At 46.1% G+C, this 22,151-nt stretch carries 15 protein-coding genes; 3 read left to right on the top strand and 12 right to left on the bottom strand.

Annotated elements, in window-relative coordinates:
- Nucleotides 1–7: 7 nt before the first annotated feature.
- From QOL74_RS04470 to QOL74_RS04440, 8 genes are all read right to left on the bottom strand, one after another.
- Nucleotides 8–997, bottom strand: a complete 990-nt coding sequence (locus tag QOL74_RS04470) for a zinc-dependent alcohol dehydrogenase (protein ID WP_283408240.1) — start codon at nucleotides 995–997, stop codon at nucleotides 8–10.
- 22 nt (nucleotides 998–1,019) lie between these two features.
- Nucleotides 1,020–2,708: a thiamine pyrophosphate-binding protein gene (locus tag QOL74_RS04465; RefSeq protein ID WP_283408239.1), complete on the bottom strand. Its 1,689-nt coding sequence runs from the start codon at nucleotides 2,706–2,708 to the stop codon at nucleotides 1,020–1,022.
- A 27-nt stretch (nucleotides 2,709–2,735) separates the two neighbouring features.
- Nucleotides 2,736–3,527: an SDR family NAD(P)-dependent oxidoreductase gene (locus tag QOL74_RS04460; RefSeq protein WP_283408238.1), complete on the bottom strand. Its 792-nt coding sequence runs from the start codon at nucleotides 3,525–3,527 to the stop codon at nucleotides 2,736–2,738.
- Between the two features lie 16 nt (nucleotides 3,528–3,543).
- Nucleotides 3,544–5,265 (bottom strand): aldehyde ferredoxin oxidoreductase C-terminal domain-containing protein, encoded by a 1,722-nt coding sequence (locus QOL74_RS04455; RefSeq protein WP_283408237.1) that lies wholly within the window; start codon nucleotides 5,263–5,265, stop codon nucleotides 3,544–3,546.
- Nucleotides 5,266–5,308: 43 nt separating this feature from the next.
- Nucleotides 5,309–6,592 (bottom strand): MFS transporter, encoded by a 1,284-nt coding sequence (locus QOL74_RS04450; protein WP_283408236.1) that lies wholly within the window; start codon nucleotides 6,590–6,592, stop codon nucleotides 5,309–5,311.
- A 116-nt stretch (nucleotides 6,593–6,708) separates the two neighbouring features.
- The gene (locus QOL74_RS18450) at nucleotides 6,709–6,909 is read right to left on the bottom strand and encodes a MoaD/ThiS family protein (RefSeq protein WP_430383852.1); all 201 of its coding nucleotides are present in this window, start codon (nucleotides 6,907–6,909) and stop codon (nucleotides 6,709–6,711) included.
- Entirely contained in the window at nucleotides 6,909–8,612 is a 1,704-nt protein-coding gene (locus QOL74_RS04445) for an aldehyde ferredoxin oxidoreductase C-terminal domain-containing protein (RefSeq protein WP_283408235.1), read from the bottom strand. The genes QOL74_RS18450 and QOL74_RS04445 overlap by 1 nt, the downstream gene beginning before the upstream one ends.
- Before the next feature lie 29 nt (nucleotides 8,613–8,641).
- The gene (locus tag QOL74_RS04440; RefSeq protein ID WP_283408234.1) at nucleotides 8,642–9,796 is read right to left on the bottom strand and encodes an iron-containing alcohol dehydrogenase; all 1,155 of its coding nucleotides are present in this window, start codon (nucleotides 9,794–9,796) and stop codon (nucleotides 8,642–8,644) included.
- 273 nt (nucleotides 9,797–10,069) lie between these two features.
- Here QOL74_RS04440 and QOL74_RS04435 point away from each other — a divergent pair, with 273 nt between their 5' ends.
- On the top strand, nucleotides 10,070–11,536 hold the full coding sequence (locus QOL74_RS04435; RefSeq protein ID WP_283408233.1) for a PucR family transcriptional regulator: 1,467 nt from the start codon (nucleotides 10,070–10,072) through the stop codon (nucleotides 11,534–11,536).
- A 224-nt stretch (nucleotides 11,537–11,760) separates the two neighbouring features.
- Here QOL74_RS04435 and QOL74_RS04430 read toward each other — a convergent pair whose 3' ends face one another.
- Nucleotides 11,761–15,363 (bottom strand): glycoside hydrolase family 130 protein, encoded by a 3,603-nt coding sequence (locus QOL74_RS04430; protein ID WP_283408232.1) that lies wholly within the window; start codon nucleotides 15,361–15,363, stop codon nucleotides 11,761–11,763.
- Between the two features lie 256 nt (nucleotides 15,364–15,619).
- On the opposite strand from QOL74_RS04430, the gene QOL74_RS04425 reads away from it, so the two are divergent.
- Both QOL74_RS04425 and QOL74_RS04420 read left to right on the top strand, forming a co-directional pair.
- On the top strand, nucleotides 15,620–17,905 hold the full coding sequence (locus QOL74_RS04425) for a glycosyltransferase (protein ID WP_283408231.1): 2,286 nt from the start codon (nucleotides 15,620–15,622) through the stop codon (nucleotides 17,903–17,905).
- Between the two features lie 16 nt (nucleotides 17,906–17,921).
- Nucleotides 17,922–18,998, top strand: coding sequence for a mannose-1-phosphate guanylyltransferase (locus tag QOL74_RS04420; protein ID WP_283408230.1), 1,077 nt, complete (start codon nucleotides 17,922–17,924; stop codon nucleotides 18,996–18,998).
- Between the two features lie 25 nt (nucleotides 18,999–19,023).
- Here QOL74_RS04420 and QOL74_RS04415 read toward each other — a convergent pair whose 3' ends face one another.
- The 3 genes from QOL74_RS04415 to QOL74_RS04405 form a co-directional block, all read right to left on the bottom strand.
- Nucleotides 19,024–20,031, bottom strand: a complete 1,008-nt coding sequence (locus QOL74_RS04415; protein WP_283408229.1) for a glycosyltransferase family 4 protein — start codon at nucleotides 20,029–20,031, stop codon at nucleotides 19,024–19,026.
- 64 nt (nucleotides 20,032–20,095) lie between these two features.
- Nucleotides 20,096–21,049, bottom strand: a complete 954-nt coding sequence (locus tag QOL74_RS04410; RefSeq protein WP_283408228.1) for a type I phosphomannose isomerase catalytic subunit — start codon at nucleotides 21,047–21,049, stop codon at nucleotides 20,096–20,098.
- Between the two features lie 239 nt (nucleotides 21,050–21,288).
- Nucleotides 21,289–22,110: a prenyltransferase/squalene oxidase repeat-containing protein gene (locus tag QOL74_RS04405; RefSeq protein ID WP_283408227.1), complete on the bottom strand. Its 822-nt coding sequence runs from the start codon at nucleotides 22,108–22,110 to the stop codon at nucleotides 21,289–21,291.
- Between the last annotated feature and the right edge of the window lie 41 nt (nucleotides 22,111–22,151).

Genomic DNA, 22,151 nt, shown 5'->3' with positions numbered 1-22,151 from the left:
AATGTCATCATGCCTCATTGTCTTCAAATGTCAGCTGGGGAGAAATGACAACTTTTATGTATCCACTGTCTCCCTGTTCCAGTTCTTCGAAGGTTTGCTGGATATCTTCCAATCCAATTTCTTTAGATATATACTTTTTGAGATTGAATATTTGTTGAGACAGTATTTCAATCACTTCCTCAAACACAACTGATGATCCAAAAATCCCTTCTATAACCAATTCTTTCATAACTAATTTCAATGCATTTATTGGAACATGATTATAGGTGACTCCAACAAAAATCATTTTTCCACCCGGCTTTAACATGTCCAGTCCCAAGTTCACAGCACTCGACACAGCTGTGCACTCAATTACTTTGTCAAATCCTCCATGAGATGCCTTCAACAGTTCATCGCCAATGTTTGGATTCTTCGAATCAAACACTGCGTCAGCGTCTGTCAAATCCCTTGCGGCTTGTAATCTTTGTGGATTTACTTCAGTCAATGCCACATAGGCGGCTCCCATTGCCTTCGCCCAGGCGGCTGCCAACAGCCCTATGATTCCCGCTCCTTCCACCAGCACTTTATCTCCCAGTTGAATCGCCGCTTTTTTAGCAGCTTTGTACGCAATACCGCAGGGTTCAATCATACTGGCCTCACAATCATCAATATCGTCAGGAATGCGTGTGACATACTTTGCTGCAGCCATAAAATACTCAGCATATGCTCCATCTGCCAGAACCCCAGGTGTCGACTGATAACCCCTGGGCCCTTTTGGTATAACAGCAACTCGTTCCCCTGCTTTAAATATACTGGCTCCAGGCTCTACCACCACACCGCAGAATTCGTGACCCATGATTAATCCGATACGGTCTTCCAGATGCCACAGGTGCAGATCTGATCCACAAATACCCACTTTTGATATCTTGATTAATACGTCATCATCTTCGATTCTTACTGGTATTTGAACGTTTTTCACAACCAGTTTCTTCTTCGCCTCTTTTACACATGCCTGCATTAAAAACCCTCCTCATGCAGCGTCATTTCTGCTTAACACCTGCAAATGCTGCCGTTGCAGGCGCCATTGCTATTTTGTCAACATCAACATTAATGATACCGGGCTTCCCTGAACTTCGAACCTTTCTGATTGCCGGAATGATATCATCATAATGATCCACCCGAATACCAACGCCACCCCACAATGCCGCCATTTTCTCATAAGGGAACATCTCTGGGAGTGTGGTTGCCAAATGCCCGTTTTCACTAATATAGTCAGGCCTTTTGGCTTCTTCAGATAACTTGATCATTCCCCAGGCCGAATCGTTTGAAATGACACAAACCAGCGGAATATTATTTCTGACAAATGTTTCAAATTCCATTGAGTAAAAACCAAAACTGCCATCACCGGTATAATACAGCACGGGCTTTCCATCAGCTGCCCAGGCACCCAAAGAATATCCCTGGCCCGTTCCAATGGTGCCCAGCGGGCCGTATCGAACCACTTGTCCAGGATAGCTGGCTGTTGCATTTGCATCGATCCAACTGGCAGCGTCACCACCATCACAAATCACATGCCAGTCTGTCGCTTCTGTTTCGATGTATTTTGCAACTTCTGCGGCTACTCTTCCCGGATGCGTTGGTAAGATGGTTGAAACTGCAGCTTCAAGAAATGGCTTTCTCATCATCTTTGTCAGTTCGCGTGCTTCATCGGTCCAGCTTCCTGATTGAATTGGTTTTGTTTTTGCCTTTACCATTTCAAAGATTTGATCTGATGCCGCACCTGCTCCCGCTACTATGCCAATATCTGCCGGTACGTTGTATCCAATTTTGGTCAAATCAGGATGAACCATAATACGAAGGGCAGCACCATTTACCCTGGGAGCCTTTCCCTTGCCAATTTTATAGCTGTGATCAACACCCAGCTCCAGGACAACATCTGCTTCTCTTATGGCCCCTTCACCTATTCTGAAAAGTTCATTGGTTCGTTCGTCGGCATATACGCCTCTTGAAGTGGTTTGAGAAAATACAGGTATTTTCAGGTAATTTGCCAGTTTTTCTACGCTATTCTTTTCCTGCTGAGAAAATCTGGCTGTCTCCCCTATAATCATTGCCGGTTTATCTGCCTGTATCAACGCTTCTGCTGCCTGCTCCACCAACCGGGGATCTCCATAAGCTGTTGTGAATGCCCGGTAACGTTCGGGCCAGTAAATTTCATCTTCTTCGAATTGCTGGAAAAGAACATCGGCTGCAATTTCCAAATAGACAGGACCGGGTGTATCATCATACGCATGCCGGAAAGCCATCGCCACATACTCTGGCACCCTGCTGCTGTTATAAATTTTTCTGGCCCATTTGCAAAACACTGCCATGGCCTCAAAGCTCTTCACATTTTGAAGTGGCCCCGTATCATTTTCTCTGATGGGAGATCCTCCCCCAATGTGAATAACTGGAATTCCGGTCTCTGCTGCCTCTGCCATTGGAGTCGTTGCATTTGTAATCCCCGGCCCTGCTGTCGTCACTAAAATCCCAGGTTTACCCGTTACCTTTGCGTACGCTTCTGCTGCATATCCTCCTGTACTTTCGTGACGCACATCAATGACTCGAATGCCTTCTTCTCTGCATCCATAAAGAATCGGCATAATGTGCCCTCCCGACAAAGTGAAGACGCACTCAACCCCTTCTTTTTTCAACGCTTTTGCAAATAGCCTTCCACCGTCAACCTTTGCCACATCTTCAACCTCCCTGTGTTTTCATCATTAATTGAATTTTGCTCCTCCGCATACATTAAGTGCCTGGCCTGTTATGTTCTTGGCCAGGTCAGATACCAGAAATGCCACTGCATTCCCAATATCTGCCGGTTCTTGCGCCCGTCCGGTTGCCATTCTGTCCAATGCCAGCAGTTGCCACGTTTCTTCAGGCGTTTTGCCCAATATTTTGCTGTATTTCTCGATACCCTTCTTCCACATGTTTGTCAGTAAATATCCGGGACACACACTGTTTGCTGAAATGCCTTCTTTCGCATGTGCCTTTGCCACTGATTGGGTCAGAGCAATCATGGCTGCTTTCGAAATTGAATAATTGGGAGTCCCGGCAGTTCCTTCTCTTCCGGCAACTGAAGAAATTGTAATGATCTTTCCATATTTTTGCGGCAACATATAGGTTAACGCTTCTTTAATGCACATGCCGGTCCCATGAATGTTTACATCTGCAATTTTTCTGGCAGTTTCCATCGGCGTTTCAAAGTAATTCTTTCCTTCTCCGGCACAGGCAGCACCAGCAACCAGTATTTCAATGGTTCCAAAGTCTTTGCAAATCTTACTGAACACCCTTTTGATATCTGTCTGTTCAGAAACATCCAATTGGTATGCTTTGTATTCTCCCTTGAACATAGCGCTCATAGAAAAAACAACCTTCTGAGCTGCCTGCATATCCAGATCTGTCACAGCCACATTCGCACCACATTTAGCCAAGGCTTCCACGATACCTGCACCAATGTCACCACCTGCACCTGTTACAATGGCGGTTTGACCTTCTAAGTCGATTTTCATCTGCCGCTCCTTTCCATTACTCTGTCAATGATCGATGGTGCCACATTTCCTCTACTTCTTCATGGGTAATGTCAAAGACTGCCCCAGTTGCAGATGATGCTTCCTGATAAAAAAATGCCGGCAGTCGATCATCATCAGGTAAAATGCCTGCCCGGCGGTTAAATACCTGTTCTTTTTCAACGCATTGTTTGCCCATTGTTAAAATATCTTCAAAGCTCCATTTACCACCTAATGCTGCACTAACCGCATTGGCATATTCTTCTCCGGCCGACGCCGTCATTGCCCAGGCAAACAAGCACACATTGCTGTCACATGCCGCCATAATGCCCTGTGAGTTGACTGCAAATTCCAATTGTCCTGATTTGCCAGTCGGCGGTAAATCTTTTCTTGATAATGAAGCTCCGCAGGTGTGATCTGCTCCCATGGGGCTAATGGCATAAGCAGCACCTGTTCCTTTTAAATTTCTCGGATCATACGCCGGAATAGCCTGCCCTTTGACTGTGGGAATTCGCTTCACACCCAGTTTCTCACCCAGTTTCTGAGTGCCTGCCCCAAAATCATCTGCCACAGGGTTATCCCCGTAGAATGACTTGAATAGATTTAGCACGCCTTCTGTGTCAGCCCAGGATATCTCCCCCGCATCCATGTATACTCCCAATGATGCACCCAGTTCAATGGTGTCAAAACCATAATCATCACAAAATCGGTCACACGCAGCAATCATATCAATATCAAAGATGGCACAGTTCGGCCCAAAAAGCTCGATCGTTTCGTACTCAAATCCAGCCGTTAAAAACGTTCCATTGCGATCATTAACGATATTCGAACACTTGACCACACAACCGGCCTGGCAAGCATGTCCTGTACTTCCGCCATAGGCTCTGATGCGTTCTACAATCGTTTGAACGTTAAAACGCTCCTCTTCCTCGGCTGTCAATTGCCCTCCGTTGAAGTTTCGATAAGGCGCGATTGCCATGGGAATTGTTGCCCCGATGATCCCGGCTGTGCCCACATCACTCAGCATTCCACGGCCATCCAATACAGCTTTTGTTACCTTTTTACTGGCTGTTCGAAAAGCTGTTTCATCAACCATCTTCATTTTGTATGGTAATGCCGGTTTTTCGATGACAATCACTTTGATTCCTTTCGAACCAAGCACAGCTCCAACGCCGCCTCTGGCAGCCGCTCTGCATGGTTTTTCGATTCCCATTTCGGTAACCTGAATTGAGGAGTTCAGATATTGCCGTTCGCCGGCAATGCCGTTTGAAATCACACTGATTTTCGCGCCATATCTTTTCTGCATCGTTTCAACAATTTCATAATTTCCTTTTCCCGATAATGATATCGCATCATGAAGTTCAATGGCTCCATCAGCCTTAATCAATAGCAGGTGACATGTGTTTTCTTCAGGAGCATCTTCCAGTATGAGTGCTTTAATGCCATGACCAGCCAGATAAGACCCAGCCGTTCCTCCCACATTCGATTCTTTGATTCCACCAGTTAGCGGACTTTTGGTGCCAAAAGACAAGCGATTTGACGTACTGATGGTGGTTCCGCCAAGAAGCATTCCCGCTATAATCAGCTTATTCTCAGGCCCCAGCGGGTCGCATGTTGGATCAACTTCTTCTGTGAGTATGTGTGCTGTCAATGCTCTTCCGCCAAGATTTTTCATCACCTCTCCTTCAGGTGCAATCGTTATTTCTTTCGTTTTGCAATTGACTCTGATGATTGTTTTCAACTTTCCGCCTCCTTATGCCGGCAAAATATACACCTTTATGAGTTCAGTTTGCTGTTGCTTTTGCTTCAGCAGTTGCAGTAACAACCGTATTTGCTCTTCTTCTTTCCACAAGCCCGCCGATAATGATGAGAATTGGTGCGACAAACTGCAGGGTGAAGAAGTTTGCCAGGGAGTTTGCCATGGTGTCTGGATTGGCTGCAATCATTCCTCCTAACAACGAAATCATTGCAGTGATACCAATTCGCTCGATGGTTACATAGACGCCAAGTGCTGTTCCCGCCCGTTGACCCCGCACTTCGGGCAATTGAAGCATTAACACTTTGGAGGCAGGCACAATCGCTCCATACAAAACACCGGCAAGGGCATAGGTGGTGAAAGCAACTCGAATATCAAAACTGCGAATTCCAATCATAAAGCACACCGGCGCAAGAAACCCTGCCACGATCGCAGCTTTTCGATAATGTTTGCTCCCTACTTTTGCAATAATTAAAGGGACCACGATATAGGCAACCATTGAAGCCATATTATTGGCAGCAGGAATCCTGCCAGAGACAGCCCGGTCCAGCATCCATCTGGGGTCGGTCTGGTAAACCACTTGTCCAAGTGCACCGCCGGCATAGATGCTTCCAAGAAAGAACATATTCGCAATACAGTAAACCCACACCATGGGCACTTTTAAAATTCCTCCGATATTTTTCCAGAAAGATAAATCTGCATTTTCCATAATGGTAGAAGTAAGCGCCGCATCTTCGCTTTTGCGATCTTTCGCAATGATAAAGAAGAAGAAAACGATCAACACAATACCGGTTCCCATCAATGTATAGAGAGTTTCCCACCCGCCAAGAGCATACATGATGCGAACACCCAAGAGATTCGCCGTTAACTGACCAATGGGACTTGCTGCTGTTAAAACGCCGTTGGCAAAGGGTAACTCTTTGGAATCAAACCATAATCCAATCATTTTTGTACATGCCGGCATATAAAATGCACTGGCGACGCCAAACAAAAACATGATCGCAAACCAGATGGTAAAGTTCTCAGCCCGCCCTCTTATAAAAATGAGTACCGCTGATAGCAATACTGCTGAACCCAGTATCTTTTTGACGCTGAAGCGATCAAGCATTGTTCCTGCAGCAAAAACGAACCAAATCATGCCGGAAGACATGGCTCCCGCAATGGCTGTTCTCTGCGTGGCTGTCCATCCCATATCTTCAGTGATGGTTGCCAGCAGTATGTTAAATGTTTGATTCGTAAATCCTAAAATCGTGAAATAGAACAGGAAAATAAACATGAGCATGACCCAGCGAAATGGATTCTTTTCATTCAACTTTACCGTTACATCATTGATACTCATTGATAAACCCCCTTCTGCATTCTACGTGTTTACTTAACGACCCGCTTGTGATTGAAGTGCCATCTCCATCTAATTCCATCTGTTTGACTTTATCCGCCCGATATAATCGGCAGAAGTCTTAATTCATCCCCATCAGAAAGCACCCAGTGATGGAGCTTTGTATATGGGATTACTTTTCCATTCAATGTCACTAATGTGGTTGGATGAATTGTCTCACCAATTTCCCTGAAAACATCTGCGACGGTTATACCTTCTCTGAAAGGGATGATTTCATTCCTCACTTTTATCATTAGAAATCAAAGATCACGTTTAGTTCATGATCATCAATATCGAATTTCGCGCCCGTCGCAGGCGATTTTTCACGGTAGAAAAAGTCTGGAAGCCGATCGTCTTTGATTGTCATTCCCGCCTGCTGATTGAAGGCTCTCTCTGTCAGAATGGTTTTAACCCCCATGGTTGCAATTCTGTTAAAATCTGCCTCACCTCCATATAGACCTGCCATCAGATTTGCCAGCAATGGAATCCCCGGCACCATATGTGTAAATGCAAACAGACACATCATACTATCTGCAAAACACATGGCAACCTGCAATTTGTTTGATGCATAAGCCTGCGCTGTACGCCCACAATCGTCGAAGGCGCGTCCCATTGTCAGGCCGGCAGTATGATCTGCCCCCATAGGACTGGTCGCATATGTGATTCCTGTCCCTTTTGTATTTCGGGGGTCATATCCCGCAATCGATTGATGTTTAACGACTGGAATGCGTTTGCAACCCAAGTGGTTCCCCACTGCTTCACATCCCTGACCCATGAGATTACCAAAGTCAGTCCCTTCGAGCATTTCATTCAATAAATCCAGCGCAGCTTTAGAATCTCCCCATGGAATTTTACCCGTCTCCATGCAAACCGCTATGGTATTGGCTGCTTCGATGGTATCAACTCCCAAGTCATCACAGAGGCGGTCCATTCTGGCAATTGCATCAAGATCAGCAATATGACAATTGGGTCCAAATAGGGCAATGGTTTCGTATTCGAATCCTGAAGTCAAGTATTTTCCATCTTCGTCATGGTAGCTGTTGGAGCATCGAACCATGCATCCCGGCTGACAGGGAATTTTGTTTTTTCCGCCGCGGCTTGATAAATTCTCCATGAATTGATTGGCTCCCACTTTTCGGTACTCTGGAAACAGTTTGCCTGAAAAATTATCAACCGGCAGAATACCATTGGCCCCAGTGGCTTCTATGGTTGCAATCGTTCCAATGTTGTGAAAGGGATCATTTTGAACTCCTTTGGCAACAAGATCATTCAAGGTTTTACAAGCTTCGTTGAACTGGTTTTCATTTTGATATTTCAACTGATGCCTTTCATCCGGCTTTTCGATCACCAGTGCTTTTAACCCCTTGCTCCCCATGACAGCACCTAATCCGCCCCTTGCCGCCGCACGGCTGGGGTGCCCAGAGCGAAACTCCGAAACCTGAATGGAAGCATTTTTGTACAAACGTTCACCTGCACAACCGATGGACACAGTTGCAATTTTGCTGCCATACTTTCCATGTATCTGCTCACTGAACTCGTAATTGTTCATCCCTTTGCAATCGTTTGCTTCCTTGAACCAAGCTTCTCCCTTTGAGTCCACATGAAGCGTCCACAGATCATTGGTCTTCGATATTCCTTTAATAATAATCAACCGAATGCCCTGCTCGGCAAGAAGACTTGCTGCATATCCTCCCACATTGCTCTCTTTGATCCCACCCGTTAAGGGGCTTTTTCCTCCAACCGACATACGATTGGATGTTGTCAGTTTTGTTCCGGCAAAAACGGTTGTACAGAAGATCAAGTGATTTCCCTCACCAAGAGGATCACACGTCGGCACAACATTTTTTATCAGGTATTGAGCAATCAATGACCTGCCACCAAGTTCATAATATGCTTCGTCAAGTGGTTCCTTTTTTACCGTTAAGTCTGTCATGTCAGCCACTAATTTAAACAGCATCACGAATCCCTCACTTTCGTTTCTGATTTCTATGCATCATAGGCGGACGCTATCATTTCAGCTACTTTTCCAGGCGTGATGCGGTACGGTGCCAAAGCCATTCCTTCGTCTTTTGTAACCCTGGGTGCCACACTCATCGCTTCTTCCAGTGTTAATCCCATCTGTTTCAGATTTGGAATACCCACTGATTTTATAAAGGACCGCAAAGCATCCCGGCCAATCCGTCCAATTTCGTCGGTTGTTGCCTGTTCAGGTATCACCTTTTGCAAACACTCGCATATCATTCTCACTTTCATTGACTCTGTTTTCGCTGCATATTCGATCACTTCGGGCAAAGTTGCTGCGCAAGCTGTGCCGTGGGGAATGTGAAACGAAGCTCCCAAAGCATGACCAATGCAATGTCCCAAATGAACCAGTGCATTGGTGAACGCCATCCCAGCATGGGTGGAAGCCATCATCAACGCTTCCCGGGCTTGATAGTTCCCACCGTTTTCAACTGCAATCGGAAGCCAGTGATGAATCGAGCGGATGGCTTCACGCGCCAGGGCATCGGACATGGGGTTTGCATGTCCACCCGTCAGCGATTCCACCGCGTGGGCCAGTGCATCGATACCCGTAATTGCCGTGAGTTTTGGAGGCAGTTCTAATGTCAGTTCAGGGTCTATGATCGCCAGAGTTGCCAAGCACACAGGGCTCACAACACTGTCTTTTTTCCCAAGATCGGTAGCAGAAACAACCGCCATATTGGTTACTTCGCTTCCTGTTCCACTTGTTGTCGGGATAAATATCATTGGCACCCCTGGTTTGAGATTTTTCTGGATTCCAAAGTAACTGACAATCGGAGGTGGGTTGTTCATGAGAACATTGATGCCTTTTGCTGAATCCATTGCGCTTCCGCCACCAACTGCCACAATGCCGTCTATCGCTTCCCGCTTCGCTATTTCTGCCGCTTCTTCGATCATTTTATCAGGAGGATCAGGCACAACATCTTCAAAGCAGACAGTCTCGACGCCTGCATTTCGAATGTTCTCTTCAATTTTGCCGGCAATACCCACTTCCTTGATTCCCTGGTCATAAACAACCAGCACCTTTTGACATCCCAGTTCCCGCACTTTTAAGCCGGTTCTGAGAGATGCCCCGCCGCCCATGAGCATCGGAACAAAAACGTCATAAGTCGTTATCATTTCTTTTCCTCTCCTTTCGTTTGAAGTGTGTCAAAAATCAAATTTTTCCAACTATTTGTGTCATTTTATCATGGCGCTTCATCACAGGGGTATGGCTGTCTAACCCAAAGATCCCCCCCATCTTTTGTGCGTTTATCCCTAAGAGATGTTAAATTTATGTCATTTTTTTCAGTGTTTTCAATTTATAAATCTGTGATAAAATAGTGTGTAAGGAAGGTGATTCTGACCATGAGATTCTGCCAATTGATTGATTTACTTCAGAAAAGCTACGAAATGGAAGTGCTGAAAACGCCCGTATTTTCCGAAGAATTTAAGCAAATCCAGGTTCTGACAGATGCTTCTCGCCAGTGCGAAGCACATACACTCTACTTTTGCAAAGATATGAAGCAGATCCAATTGGTCAACAGCCCCATCATGATTTTTGTCACGAAAACACCTTCTTCAGTTCCCGATAGTGCTTTCATGGTCATCATCAAAGAAAAAGACTTTGCTAATATATTGTCATTATCCCGGCATTATCTAATGGAAGATTTAAAAGCTGAATCTGACCTCTACCAGTTTGCTGAAGCTGCTTTAAACGGTGAAAGCATTCCTAAACTGATCAATACTGCCGCGGGTATTTTGGGGAATGCGTTGATTCTGTCTGATGCAAACCTGAACATCATTGCTCACGCCACCAATTTTGAAATTATGGACCCCCTATGGGCCGAGAATCTTGAGCGACGTTATTGCACTGATGAATTCAAAAAAAAGGTTTTAGAAAATGAACAGATGGCCAACTGGTCAAAAAAAGATGATGATGCCATCATCATCCAACTGGAAGGAGACCCCCAGCCAAAGCTTGTTTCCCGGGTTGTGGAAAATGGTCGTCTTGTTGGTGGCATTACGATGATTGAGCACCATACACCCTTGCAACATTTTCATTTTAAGCTGCTTCACCGGGTTGGCGTTATTCTTTTTAAAAAGCTGGAGGATAATTTGTATAAAGGTGGTCAAAACTCACTGCCCAGTACGATTCTCTATAATTTACTTGACTCTTCAGAGTTTGGCGATGGTGCCCCTTTGCCAACATTCGATTTTCCGCAAACGATGCAAGCGATTGTCGCCCGGTTTCTTCATCCCATCAGTAACCGCCACATTAAAAGAACTGTCACCATGGAATTGGAACAAATTTTTCCAAAAGGTTACTCTATCCAATACAAAGGTTATATTGGGATCGTCGTAGAATCGATTTCAGACAGCCAAAAACAAAAACTCCGCAATCTGTCCCATTATCGGGAAGTCAGCTTCGGAATCAGTTGGCCATTTCATCATATAGGTGATTTTAAAAGACACTTTAATCAGTGTATCCAGGCAATCAAATATGCAGAAGTGTTGGAAACGCCGGATAGAATTCTGGAATACACCGATTTTGCCTACTATCACTTGCTTCATAGTTATTCGGGAAATCTGTCATTGGATCATTTTTGCCATCCTGTGCTTAATACTCTTAAAGCTTATGATCGTGTTAATAACAGTGATCTTTATCATACGTTGTACACCTACTTGCTATGTGATAAAAACCTTCGCCAGACTGCTGCTAATCTATTCATTCACAAAAACTCATTGACCTATCGCCTTAATCGGATTAAGGAACTAACCGGGCTTGATTTTAATCATTCGGCCACCATCTTTGCCCTCATCGACTCTTTTCGCATTCAAATTTACCTTGACTCTATTTTTTCAAATTCTTCCCCATAAACCATTTTGCACTTCACCTGATTCAGATATCACCTGTCTTCAAAACACAAAAGCTGCATAAGTATTTTTTTCGGTTCTCCCAAACAATAAAGCACCCCTGAACATGGTGTTCAGGGGTGCTTTATTGTTCTCTATGCCTGTTCTGGACAATTGATTTGCATCAGAAGTACGTCGGACGCCTCTTCACACTGCTGCTATTCCATTAACTGTTAAAGTACTGTAACCTACGGCAATTGCCTGTATTTTTCGGGAATCAGATCTTTCACTTTAGCAGATGCAACGCCGATCACTGTGTCAGCTCCTCCATAATATACCAGGAGCTCATCTTCTTCATCCAGAATTTCTTTATCTTCTGTTGGAACAGCTCCGCAGGTGAACACCACATTGGGTACCCAGCTTTTTCCCGAAACACCTAATTCATAGGATGTTTCCGGTTCCAGCACGGGATTAGGTGAGCGATATATGAGTTTGGCAGGATCCTCCAGAGAAGTAAGAAACACGCCAAGGCGGTAGCAGAAGACATAATCCACTCCATGGTAAATGTGGAGCCACCCATATTTTGTTTTGATTGGCTGGGCCCCTGCACCGATTTTAACAGCATCCCAGGTCATTCCCGACCGGGTTCCCAGAATAATTTTGTGGCCATCCCGGGGCCAGGGAGTTGTGAAGGTGTCGGAATAGGTGATCCAAATACTGGGGGCAATCCGATGATACAGGACCAGCTTTCCGTCAAACCGTTCTGGAAACAAAACCGCGTCTTTGTTGTGGAATCCGGGAAAAAGGAGTCCCTCCCGATGCCATCCATCCCAATTGCGGACTGCCATATCTTCTTCTGAAATGGAAGCCAGGGCGATCTGGGGAATGACACCATCGTAGGCGGTGTACAGCATATAGATGCGTCCTTCCATGGCAATAAGGCGGGGATCTTCGCAGCCCATTTTTTCACTGTCATTGGCCGGGCTGAAGATAGGTTCCGAAAAACGTTCATCTACCTTCAAACCGTCATGGCTGACAGCCAGACCAATTCGTGAAATGCCATCATCCCCAACAGCCCGGTAAAAGATGTGCACGGAGCCCTGAAGCCGGATGGCTCCACAGTTGAGTACGTATTTGTTTTCCCAGTCATTTTCTGCCAGGGGTGCCAGAATCGGATTGTAAGGAGATCGAACCATTTTACCGGCATGAGGGCTGGTTTCCAGACCATCTTTATGGTCAATAATCAATTCTGATTTCACGGGAACGGCTCCCAGGCAACGAACAGCCAAATCTTCTCTTTCTTTGCCCCGGCCCATCAAATCAATGATCATTGGCAAAATTTCTGCTCTTTCTCCCACCACTTTTTCATACAACCGACCGAACAGTTCACTGCTGAACCTGCGACGTTCCACCATTAATGAAAGTGGGGTGGGAATTCCTTTTCCTCCTTTGGAACTATAGCTGGCCCAGCTCCAGACGCAGCAGGTAACAAAAACGCCGTCTGGCAGAGTCAGTCCCAGATGATAGGCATTGGCCATACGGGTCAGCTGTTCTTTGGCTCTTTCTACAGCAAGTCCAGATAATCCCCAGTCGTACCCGGCGATTTCCAGAAGTTTATTTCGCAGAATCATCTGTTGTGTGTTTTCGAAGACAGCGTGAGCCGAGAACATACCCATACCCCAATGACCACCGATGGAGTTGATCACACACTTGGCAAACTCATCGGCAGCGCAGTTCTGCGCAAAGGTTTCCCAGACTTTTCCATACTGCTCTGCTTCAATGATTCGCTTCAGTGTTGTTGTCAGGAACCGAATTTTGGGAAACTCGCCACCACTCCCTTCCCGCAGGTTGCTGATCACCACCCGACTGGTCAAGTGGTACAGACTGGACGCTTCTGCCATGCTGGTTAATCCTGGAAAATCTGTGTAATCCACCACCAGGGGTACTACTGGTGACATTTCAAAATCTTCTGGTTTCAAATTCTCCCGCAACCATTCTGTATTCCACGTGCTGTACTTGTCGACTTCTGCCCAAGGAGCCAACGCCAGTATGTCCAGCGCGTTGCGATGTTGCAGGAGCTCTTCCATATCCTGATATCCCCATCGGGTAATTAGATTGCGGGGCGGATTCACCCGTAGCAGACGGATGGCCGCTTCTTCTTTCAACGACATGCTCTGTGGAGAAGGATAGATGCGAAATATCTTATCTGCAATCCGTTGTACTCCCCTCAAGTTATGAAGGTTTCCAGGCAGCAGAATTTCATCCAGATCCTCTTCCATTTGACCGACCTGTTCCCTGATTCCCTGACTGATTTTTTCATGGCCTGCATCCGGGGTGAGGTCCAGATTTTCCCGGATGAACTGCTTGAATTCTTCAGAGTATTCCTGCAGCAATTTTTCGTAGGTGTCATACACATGTGCCGTGTTTCCGGCAGGCGACTTTGCCACATGCGGCAGGAGAATGGGGACACCCGGAATATATTCCCAGTAAGAAATTTCAGGGAGAAATGGTTCCAGTTCCGCCTTGTGGTGAAGCCAGTTTTGTCGAAATGCGTTCTTCCGGCTGATAAACTCGTCCACCTGTGCTTCCAGATTGGCCTGAGCCTGAAATGAATCAGCAGTAAAATGTGTCGGTTCTTGGTCCTGATAGTTACCGGCGTCTTTTTCGATTTCAAGGAAATAGCCCGCCAGCCGGCCTTCAAACAACGCTGCCAACCCATTAATTAGATCCTCGTTGTCCACCATAGGAATGAAATGATAGGCGATGATGGTTTCATAAACGATCTGTGTCCAGAGGGCAGCCGGAAAAGCAAATGTCTCCTGTCCAGTTTCTGCTCTTTGAACAATACTAACTAGTTGACTGGAAATATCCTCAGAATAAACACGGGACCAAATGGCTTCATAATAGCGGTTATATCCTCTTCGAAATTGGGCAATTCGGGGCCGCACATCGTTCTCGGTATCCTCCAGAAACTGATCTTTTCGAAGCCCGATGATCAGTGACGACTGAACCGCCTGGGGTGAAGCCATCCACTTTTCCTGGCTTTTTTTCACAAACTGAAAAATCACATGCGCTGCCTGACTAAAAAGATGGTTCATATTCACCGGCAGAGACGTTTTGGGTTTAACACCCAAATATACCTCCGCTGTTTTGGCCTTCATTTCTGAAACCCGGGCAATCAGCCAATAGTTTAATCCATACTCATTAACTTCATCTTTAGTAAATGCAAGATCACTCGCCAATCGGGAAAGAAGCTGCCGTGAAATGGCCATACCTGCATCCATGCAGGCTTTCAGTTCCACATTAAAAAGAGTTGCCACTATCGGAAAAGCAAAGTGATATCCGACAGGGTTGGCCAGGTGAGACAGCGTAAACCGGGGTAGTACAAATTGTGCGACGCCATCACGAATGGGCTGATACATCAGTTTCACCCAGTCGGGAGCCAGCCCTTTTGGTAAATCATCACCCGTCTTGGGAAGAAGATTCTGTTCAGCAATCAACAGATCGGCAGACATTCTGTGGGCAATATCCATTAGCCCTCTGACAGCCCACCCCCGTCCAGACAAAGAGCTTTCAATTTCACTGGTCAACACCGGTTCTTTCCGTCCTGACTCGTAAATTTCCAGCATTCCCAAAGATGACTGGTTCGGGCAGCCCAGAGAAATATACAGCACCTTGAGCTCCGGATAAAAGGCATTCATGCCAGAATCCAAAATGGATATCATCTCTTGCGCATCCTCCCAGGCTGATACCAAAGGGATTCCCACCACCAGATCGACCCGGTCTTTCATTGATATTTTTTGAAAGGCCGATGCGATGCATTTCTGATACTTTGATTCTGTTTGATCCACCTTAAAACACCTCCATTTATGCATTATCCTGTATCCCAGTAACATCATCATCAAGATCGTAAGCTTTATACATTTCAACCATTACGTACCCTTTTTCCACAGGTGTAATCGAAAGTATCTCTCAGAGATACTTTCGATCAAGGATTAGCCTAAGGCCGGTACGGGTATTCAATGCTATAGACATGTGCAAACGAACGGCAGTTTAATACCGGTATATTTTTCTGAATATTTCGTATTATTGAAAGGGTGAAATGATTTGCTTACCAACATTGAAAACAGAAAAATGAAGAAAAGGCCACATGTGGCTATTGTCAGCAGTGCTCTGCCACGCAAATGTGGAATTGCCACTTTTTCAGCTGATGTCAGTCGGGGGATCAGTCATCTGTTGGGACGGGAGGCAACCAGTTTTATTGCATTAAATGATAACGAAACCTACGAGTATTCTCCAAAAGTTGTTTTTCAGATTGAACAGGATCAATTGGAAGACTATCTGGAGGCTGCCACCAGCATCAACGAGTCGTCAGTCGACGTGGTTTCGCTGCAACACGAATATGGTTTGTATGGCGGGGATGAAGGCAGCTATATTGTCGAATTTTTGAGCCGTCTTAAAAAGCCGGTGGTAACCACTTTGCATACCATTCTGGAAAAACCAACACCAGACCAATATAAATCACTGGTGGAAGTCATTGCGTTTTCCAAGGCTGTGGTTGTAATGAATCAGCTTGCTATCAATATTTTGACAGATGTATACGACGTACCCATCGGGAAAGTTCACCTGATTCCCCATGGCGTGACAGACATGTTTTATATTGATCCTCTCTTTTTTCAGCACAAGCTGAATCTGAGAAACAGGTTTGTGATGCTCACTTTTGGTTTTATCAGCCGCAACAAGGGCATTGAAGTGGTGCTGGAAGCTTTGCCAGCCGTCGCAGCAGAACATCCTGAAGTTCTCTACATTGTCTTGGGCATTACTCATCCGGTGGTGAAAAAACATGAAGGCGAAGAATACCGGGAAAGTCTTGAAAATATGGTGACAGAGCTTGGACTGACTCAAAACGTCCAGTTTGTCAACGAATTTGTTGACGATGACACCATGAACTTATATCTGGGAGCAGCAGATCTGGTGATTCTTCCCTATCATTCAGAGACACAGATTACCAGCGGTGTGTTAAGTCAAGCCATTGGAAAAGGTAAAGCAGTCATCGCCACCCCTTATCTCCACGCACGGGATGCCCTGTCTGACGGAAAAGGCCGCCTGGTGAATTTCAAAGACCCTGCCGGTATGACAGAAGCCATCAAAGAGTTGATTGAAAATCCCGACGAACGGTTGGCATTGGCCGGCCAGGCGTTTATAGCCGGACAGCAGGCGGGATGGGACAAGGTATCTCACCAATATGTAAGCCTCTTGGAGGAGGTGGTTGAAAAATCCATCAGCGGACAGGTCAAACAGGGACGCGTGTTCACCCTGCCGGATATTAACATGGATTACCTGAAAAACTTGACAGACGATGCCGGGATGATTCAGCACACCCTTTACGGCATCCATGATTTCACCCATTTCTATTCCTCAGATGATGCAGGCCGGGCCATGGTTGCCTTTACCCAGTATTTCAACCTGTTTCAGGATGCCTCTGCATTGCAAATGGTGGACAAATATATGGCATTTGTGATTCATGCCCGGAGAGAAGACGGCTGGTTTTATAATTACATGAACTACCAGAAGGAGTTTCCTCCACAGGAAACCAGCCAGGATACTTTCGGGCGTTGTCTTTGGGGGCTTGGAGCTGCCACCCGAGTGGTACAGAACCGCTCTCCCGGGTTTTTAGCCAGAAGTATCGTGGAAGAAAGCATTCCAATGGTGAAACAGCTGACTTATACCCGTGCCCAGGCCTACGCCGCCAGTGGGCTTTCCGCTTACCTGGTTCTTCATGATGATTATGAGCCGGCACGCAAGGGGCTGAAGCACATTTCGGACTCTCTCCTTGAACGCTATCGTCAAACGGCTGATGGCACATGGAACTGGTTTGAAGATTTTCTCAGCTACGATAATGCCCGCCTGGCACAGGCATTGTTACTGGGGTACCAGCACCTGGGAGATTCAGCTTATTTACAGGCAGGACTTGAATCACTTGATTTTCTCATTGACGTCCAGTATCAGGAGGGTTGTTTTGACCTCATTGGCAATGACGGATGGTATTTCAAAGGAGGCAAAAAGTCCCTTTACTGCCAGCAACCGGTGGATGCAGGTGCATTGACTGAAACCTGCATACTGGCCATGACTTTGACTGGAGATGAAAAATACCTGGAAATGGCCTATGCAGCCTTTCAGTGGTATTTAGGACGAAACCGTGAGGGGGTTTCTCTCTACAACCCACTGACGGGGGCCTGCGCAGATGGCCTGGGACCAGATGGACCCAGCTCCAATCTGGGGGCCGAATCGACCCTCTCCTTTATCATCGCCCTGGTTTCTCTTTATCGTTGGGAACTGGTGGGGCGCTTTAATGGTACCGGACGAATGGAAATTTTGAAGAAATTGGATTAAGAGAGGAAGCTGAAGGATGAAACGCTATGCAGTGATTATGGCCGGTGGTCATGGTGAACGATTCTGGCCCGAGAGCCGTGTTCAACGACCAAAACAGTTTTTAACTCTGGTTGGGGATCGTTCCCTTATCCAGCAGTCTTTCGACAGGATCCAGGATTTCATGCCCCCTGAACAGATTTTGGTGGTTCTGGGACAGGAACATCTGGCATTAGCTAAAGAACAGCTGCCGGCACTTCCGGCTGAAAATTTTCTGGTAGAACCGGTGGGTAGAAATACGGCCCCTTGCATTGGTCTGGCGGCAGTTCATATCCGAAAAAGGGATCCTGGTTCGGTCATGCTGATTTTTCCTGCAGATCATTTGATTCAGGGACAGACAGATTTTCAACTTTGCCTCAAGAAAGGGTTTGAACAGGCGGCAGATTCCGATTATCTCGTCACCATTGGGATCATACCCAGCCGGCCGGAAACGGGTTATGGGTATATGGAACGGGAAGAGACGTCTATTGATCAGACAACCCCTCTCGTGTATCCGGTGCGCAGATTTGTTGAAAAACCAGACACAGAAAAAGCCCGGGAATATGTGCAATCCGGGCATTATTATTGGAATAGCGGGATTTTTATCTGGAAAGCAGACCTAATTCTGGATAAAATGGAATTACATCTCCCAGAACTTTACCAGGGGCTGTTACAAATTGAATCACACATTGACACCTCCCAGGAAGCCACTATCATGAAATCTGTGTTCCCCAATCTTCCACGCATTTCCATCGACTACGGTATTCTGGAAAAAAGTGACCGCATCCTCATGGTTCAGGGAGATTTTGGCTGGGATGACTTAGGTAGTTGGGAGTCTTTGGCGGAACATTCCAAAGCTGATGAAATGGGTTTGGTGATCCATGGTGATTACGTGGGTATCGATAACACAAATTGCCTCATTCAGGGGCAGGCAGGATTGATCGCCGCATTGGGCGTCCACGACCTGGTCATCGTTCAGGCCGGAGATGTGATATTGGTATGTGATAAAAACCGGACCCAAGAGGTGAAGGAGCTGGTAAGCCTGGCAAAAGAAAAATACCAGGAAACGTACTTGTGATCCACGGCACTCCCTTTGCACTCAGTCATCGGTTCAATATTTCTTCATAGACTCGTAAATAGCCCTGCACCATGATTTCCTGCGAAAACCGTTTCGTCACCGAAGCACGGCATTGGTTTCGTTGTATTGATGAGATATTTTTCAATTGCTGAATCATTTCAGTCACATCGCTGGCGATAAAGCCATTGATCCCCTGTTCAATAATTTCGTTCATGGACCCCTTTCCAAAGGCAATGACGGGGGTTCCGCAGGCCATAGCTTCCACTACACTTAGGCCAAATGGTTCGTTGAAGTGTATGGGATGCAACAGCGCATATGCATGGCCCAGCACATTGTCCCGTTTTTCCGGTCCGACAGACCCGATATAGGTTATTTGTTCATTTAAATAGGGTTCAACATATTTTGAATAATATTCATGATCCTGGATAATGCCGGCAATCACCAGTTTCATCCCTGTTTTTTGGGCTACCTGAATGGCTTCCCAAGTCCCTTTATCTGGGTGAATTCTCCCAAAATAAAGCAGGTATTCGCCAGGATTTTCTTTCAGTGTGAAATGTTCCAGATCAATTCCGTGATAGACCGTTCGGATATAATCAAGTGCAGGGTTGCGGTCTGCATCGCTAATGGAAACATAGTCTGTTCGCTGGTTGTATTTCTGGAACACTGGTAATATTTTAGGTGATGAAAACCCATGAATCGTAGTCACCATGGGGGTCTTAATCAGCCCACTATATGACAGGGGCAAGAAATCAAAGTGGTTGTGGATGAGATCAAACTCATGGGCCTGCTCCATAATTTCCGAGATATGCAGACACTCCCAAACCTTGGGGTCCAGGTTTTTATCCTCTTCATAGGGTTTCGGACAAACACTGCGCAGTTCAGCCGTTGTGACGGAATCCCCCGTTGCAAACAGTGTGACATCGATCTTTTTTCTGACCAATCCTTCTGTCAGCAGTGAAACGACCCGTTCCCAGGGTCCATAATGTCTTGGCGGTGTTCTCCAGGCAATGGGTGACAAAATAGCTACTTTCATCAAACAACCTCTTTCTTCTCCATTTTTCCATATTGTTAACGCGTACGCTTGTTACCTTGTCACATTATGACTCTGCTGCCACGGGATCGGGCACATAGCTTTTCAGCAATTCAAATCCACCTTCCAGCGAATAGGATCCCAGGGCGGCCGGAATCAGTAAGCTGTCACCTTTTTTCAAGATTTTCCTGCCTTTTGTCCAGCTCAGGGTACCCGTTCCCTTTACCACTGTGAACAGAAAAAACCTGTTGGGGTCACTGTTTTCCTCTATCCGAGTTTCAACCTGGTATTTTTCCAGCAAAAAATACGGGCATTGAACAAGTTGCGTTTTTCTTCCTCCGGGAATTTTTTGACCGACCCCTTCCACCCGGTTTCCCTCCAACTGAAAATCAATCACTTCCATGGCTTTTTCCACATGCAGTTCTCTGGGGCGGCCATAATCGTAAAACCGATAAGTGGTATCACTATTCTGCTGAATTTCATATATAATCAAACCAGGGCCAATGGCATGGAGCAAACCAGCCTGAATATAGAACACGTCTCCTTCTTTCACCGGTACCCGGTGCAGAATTTCTTCAACCCGGTTTTCGTCCAGTGCCTGCTGGAAACCCTTTTGATCGATCTCTCCTGTTCCGACAATCAGGTATGCTTCCGGTGATGCTTTCATTACATACCAGGCCTCCGCCTTTCCCAGGTCATTTTCATTGACCAGGGCATAGTCATCCCTGGGGTGCACTTGCACCGACAGTGCTTGTGTTGTATTTATCAGTTTAAGCAGCAGAGGGAACCGGCCATGTGTCATGGATACACCAAAGATATCTGCTCGCTTTTCACCATACAGCTTCGACAGACTTTTCCCTTGAAAGGGTCCGTCCAATACAGTGCTGGTGCCATTCGGATGAGAAGCAATATCCCAGCTTTCGCCGATACTTCCCGTTGGCAGGTCATCCCGAAAAGACACCAATTCCCGTCCTCCCCATATTTTTTCAAAGTAAAGATGGTTAAACGATAATGGTTGCATTGTCATACCTCCCTGGTTATACATACCCATTATTGACGATGCATCCATTATAATTCTCAGACTGCAGACAAGTTCGCATGAAAGATCATATCTGTACTAAGGAAGTCTCGCTATGCTGTATGGTGTCATTGAAGCCGGCGGCCTAAAAGAGCCGCCACCACAACCGGTCAGCGTTTTGGATTTTCTCCAGTACCTGCAGTCGGTTGCAATGACGGCTTTTGTCAATTAATGTTTGATAACTAATCAATCAGATTTCTTTTCAACTCATGATAGCGTATTGTTCCAAGTTCACTGACCTTTCCTTTCTGGCAACATGACAGGCTGGCGATTTTTCGGTTGACCCGCTGAACAACGATTTGATTATCCTGCATTTTAGATTCAAGCACATTCAGCGCCTCAAGAAACCTTCGGTCTTTCCGGGCATGGTGGTAAAAGGACAAGACATATATATAATAAAAGAGGTTGTAAGTCGCAAAAGGATACTCCACCTGCATAAACAGCGTCCCCATCCCATACTGGCAGGGCCCAATGGGTCTTCGAATCTCCCAATGCTCCAAGAGAAAATCAACAGCTTTGTTGAGACCAGGTTCCCGGTTCAGATGCTTTGTGAAGCGAAATGCGTCTAAAGCAGTTAATGTCGGCCCTGGATTCGAATAATCAGTTTCGGGGCCTCTTCCAAAACTAAACTTATTACATCGCCACCCACCGTCACTGTACTGCGTTTCCAATAGATGCCGAAAAGTTTTTTGAAAGCGATGGTCTGCTGCGTAACCCAAATGACAAAGCACATTGACGGCGTTGATGGTGTGGCAAGGATAAATGGCGCCATTGGGAGAAAGCTTAAATCGTCCGTCTTCTCGCAGACAACTGATTATCAGATCAGCTGCACCCACCAGTAACGGATCTGAGGGGTCAAGCCCCAGTTCCAGAAGCAATAACACGCTGGAAAGCGTCGAGTAAGGGCCACCTTTACCTAACCGCTTATCGGGAGTGGTCCAGAAATCCGCCCCATTATCATACCTCTTTGCGATAATCGTTCCGATGTCCTGTTGGTGCTTCACAGTTTTACCTATCCCTGTCACCTCCTGGCTACGTCTTGGGT

This window comes from Anoxynatronum buryatiense, assembly GCF_900182905.1.
Taxonomy (GTDB): Bacteria; Bacillota; Clostridia; order Peptostreptococcales; family Tindalliaceae; genus Anoxynatronum; species Anoxynatronum buryatiense.
This window is presented reverse-complemented; position numbering and strand designations above follow the sequence as displayed.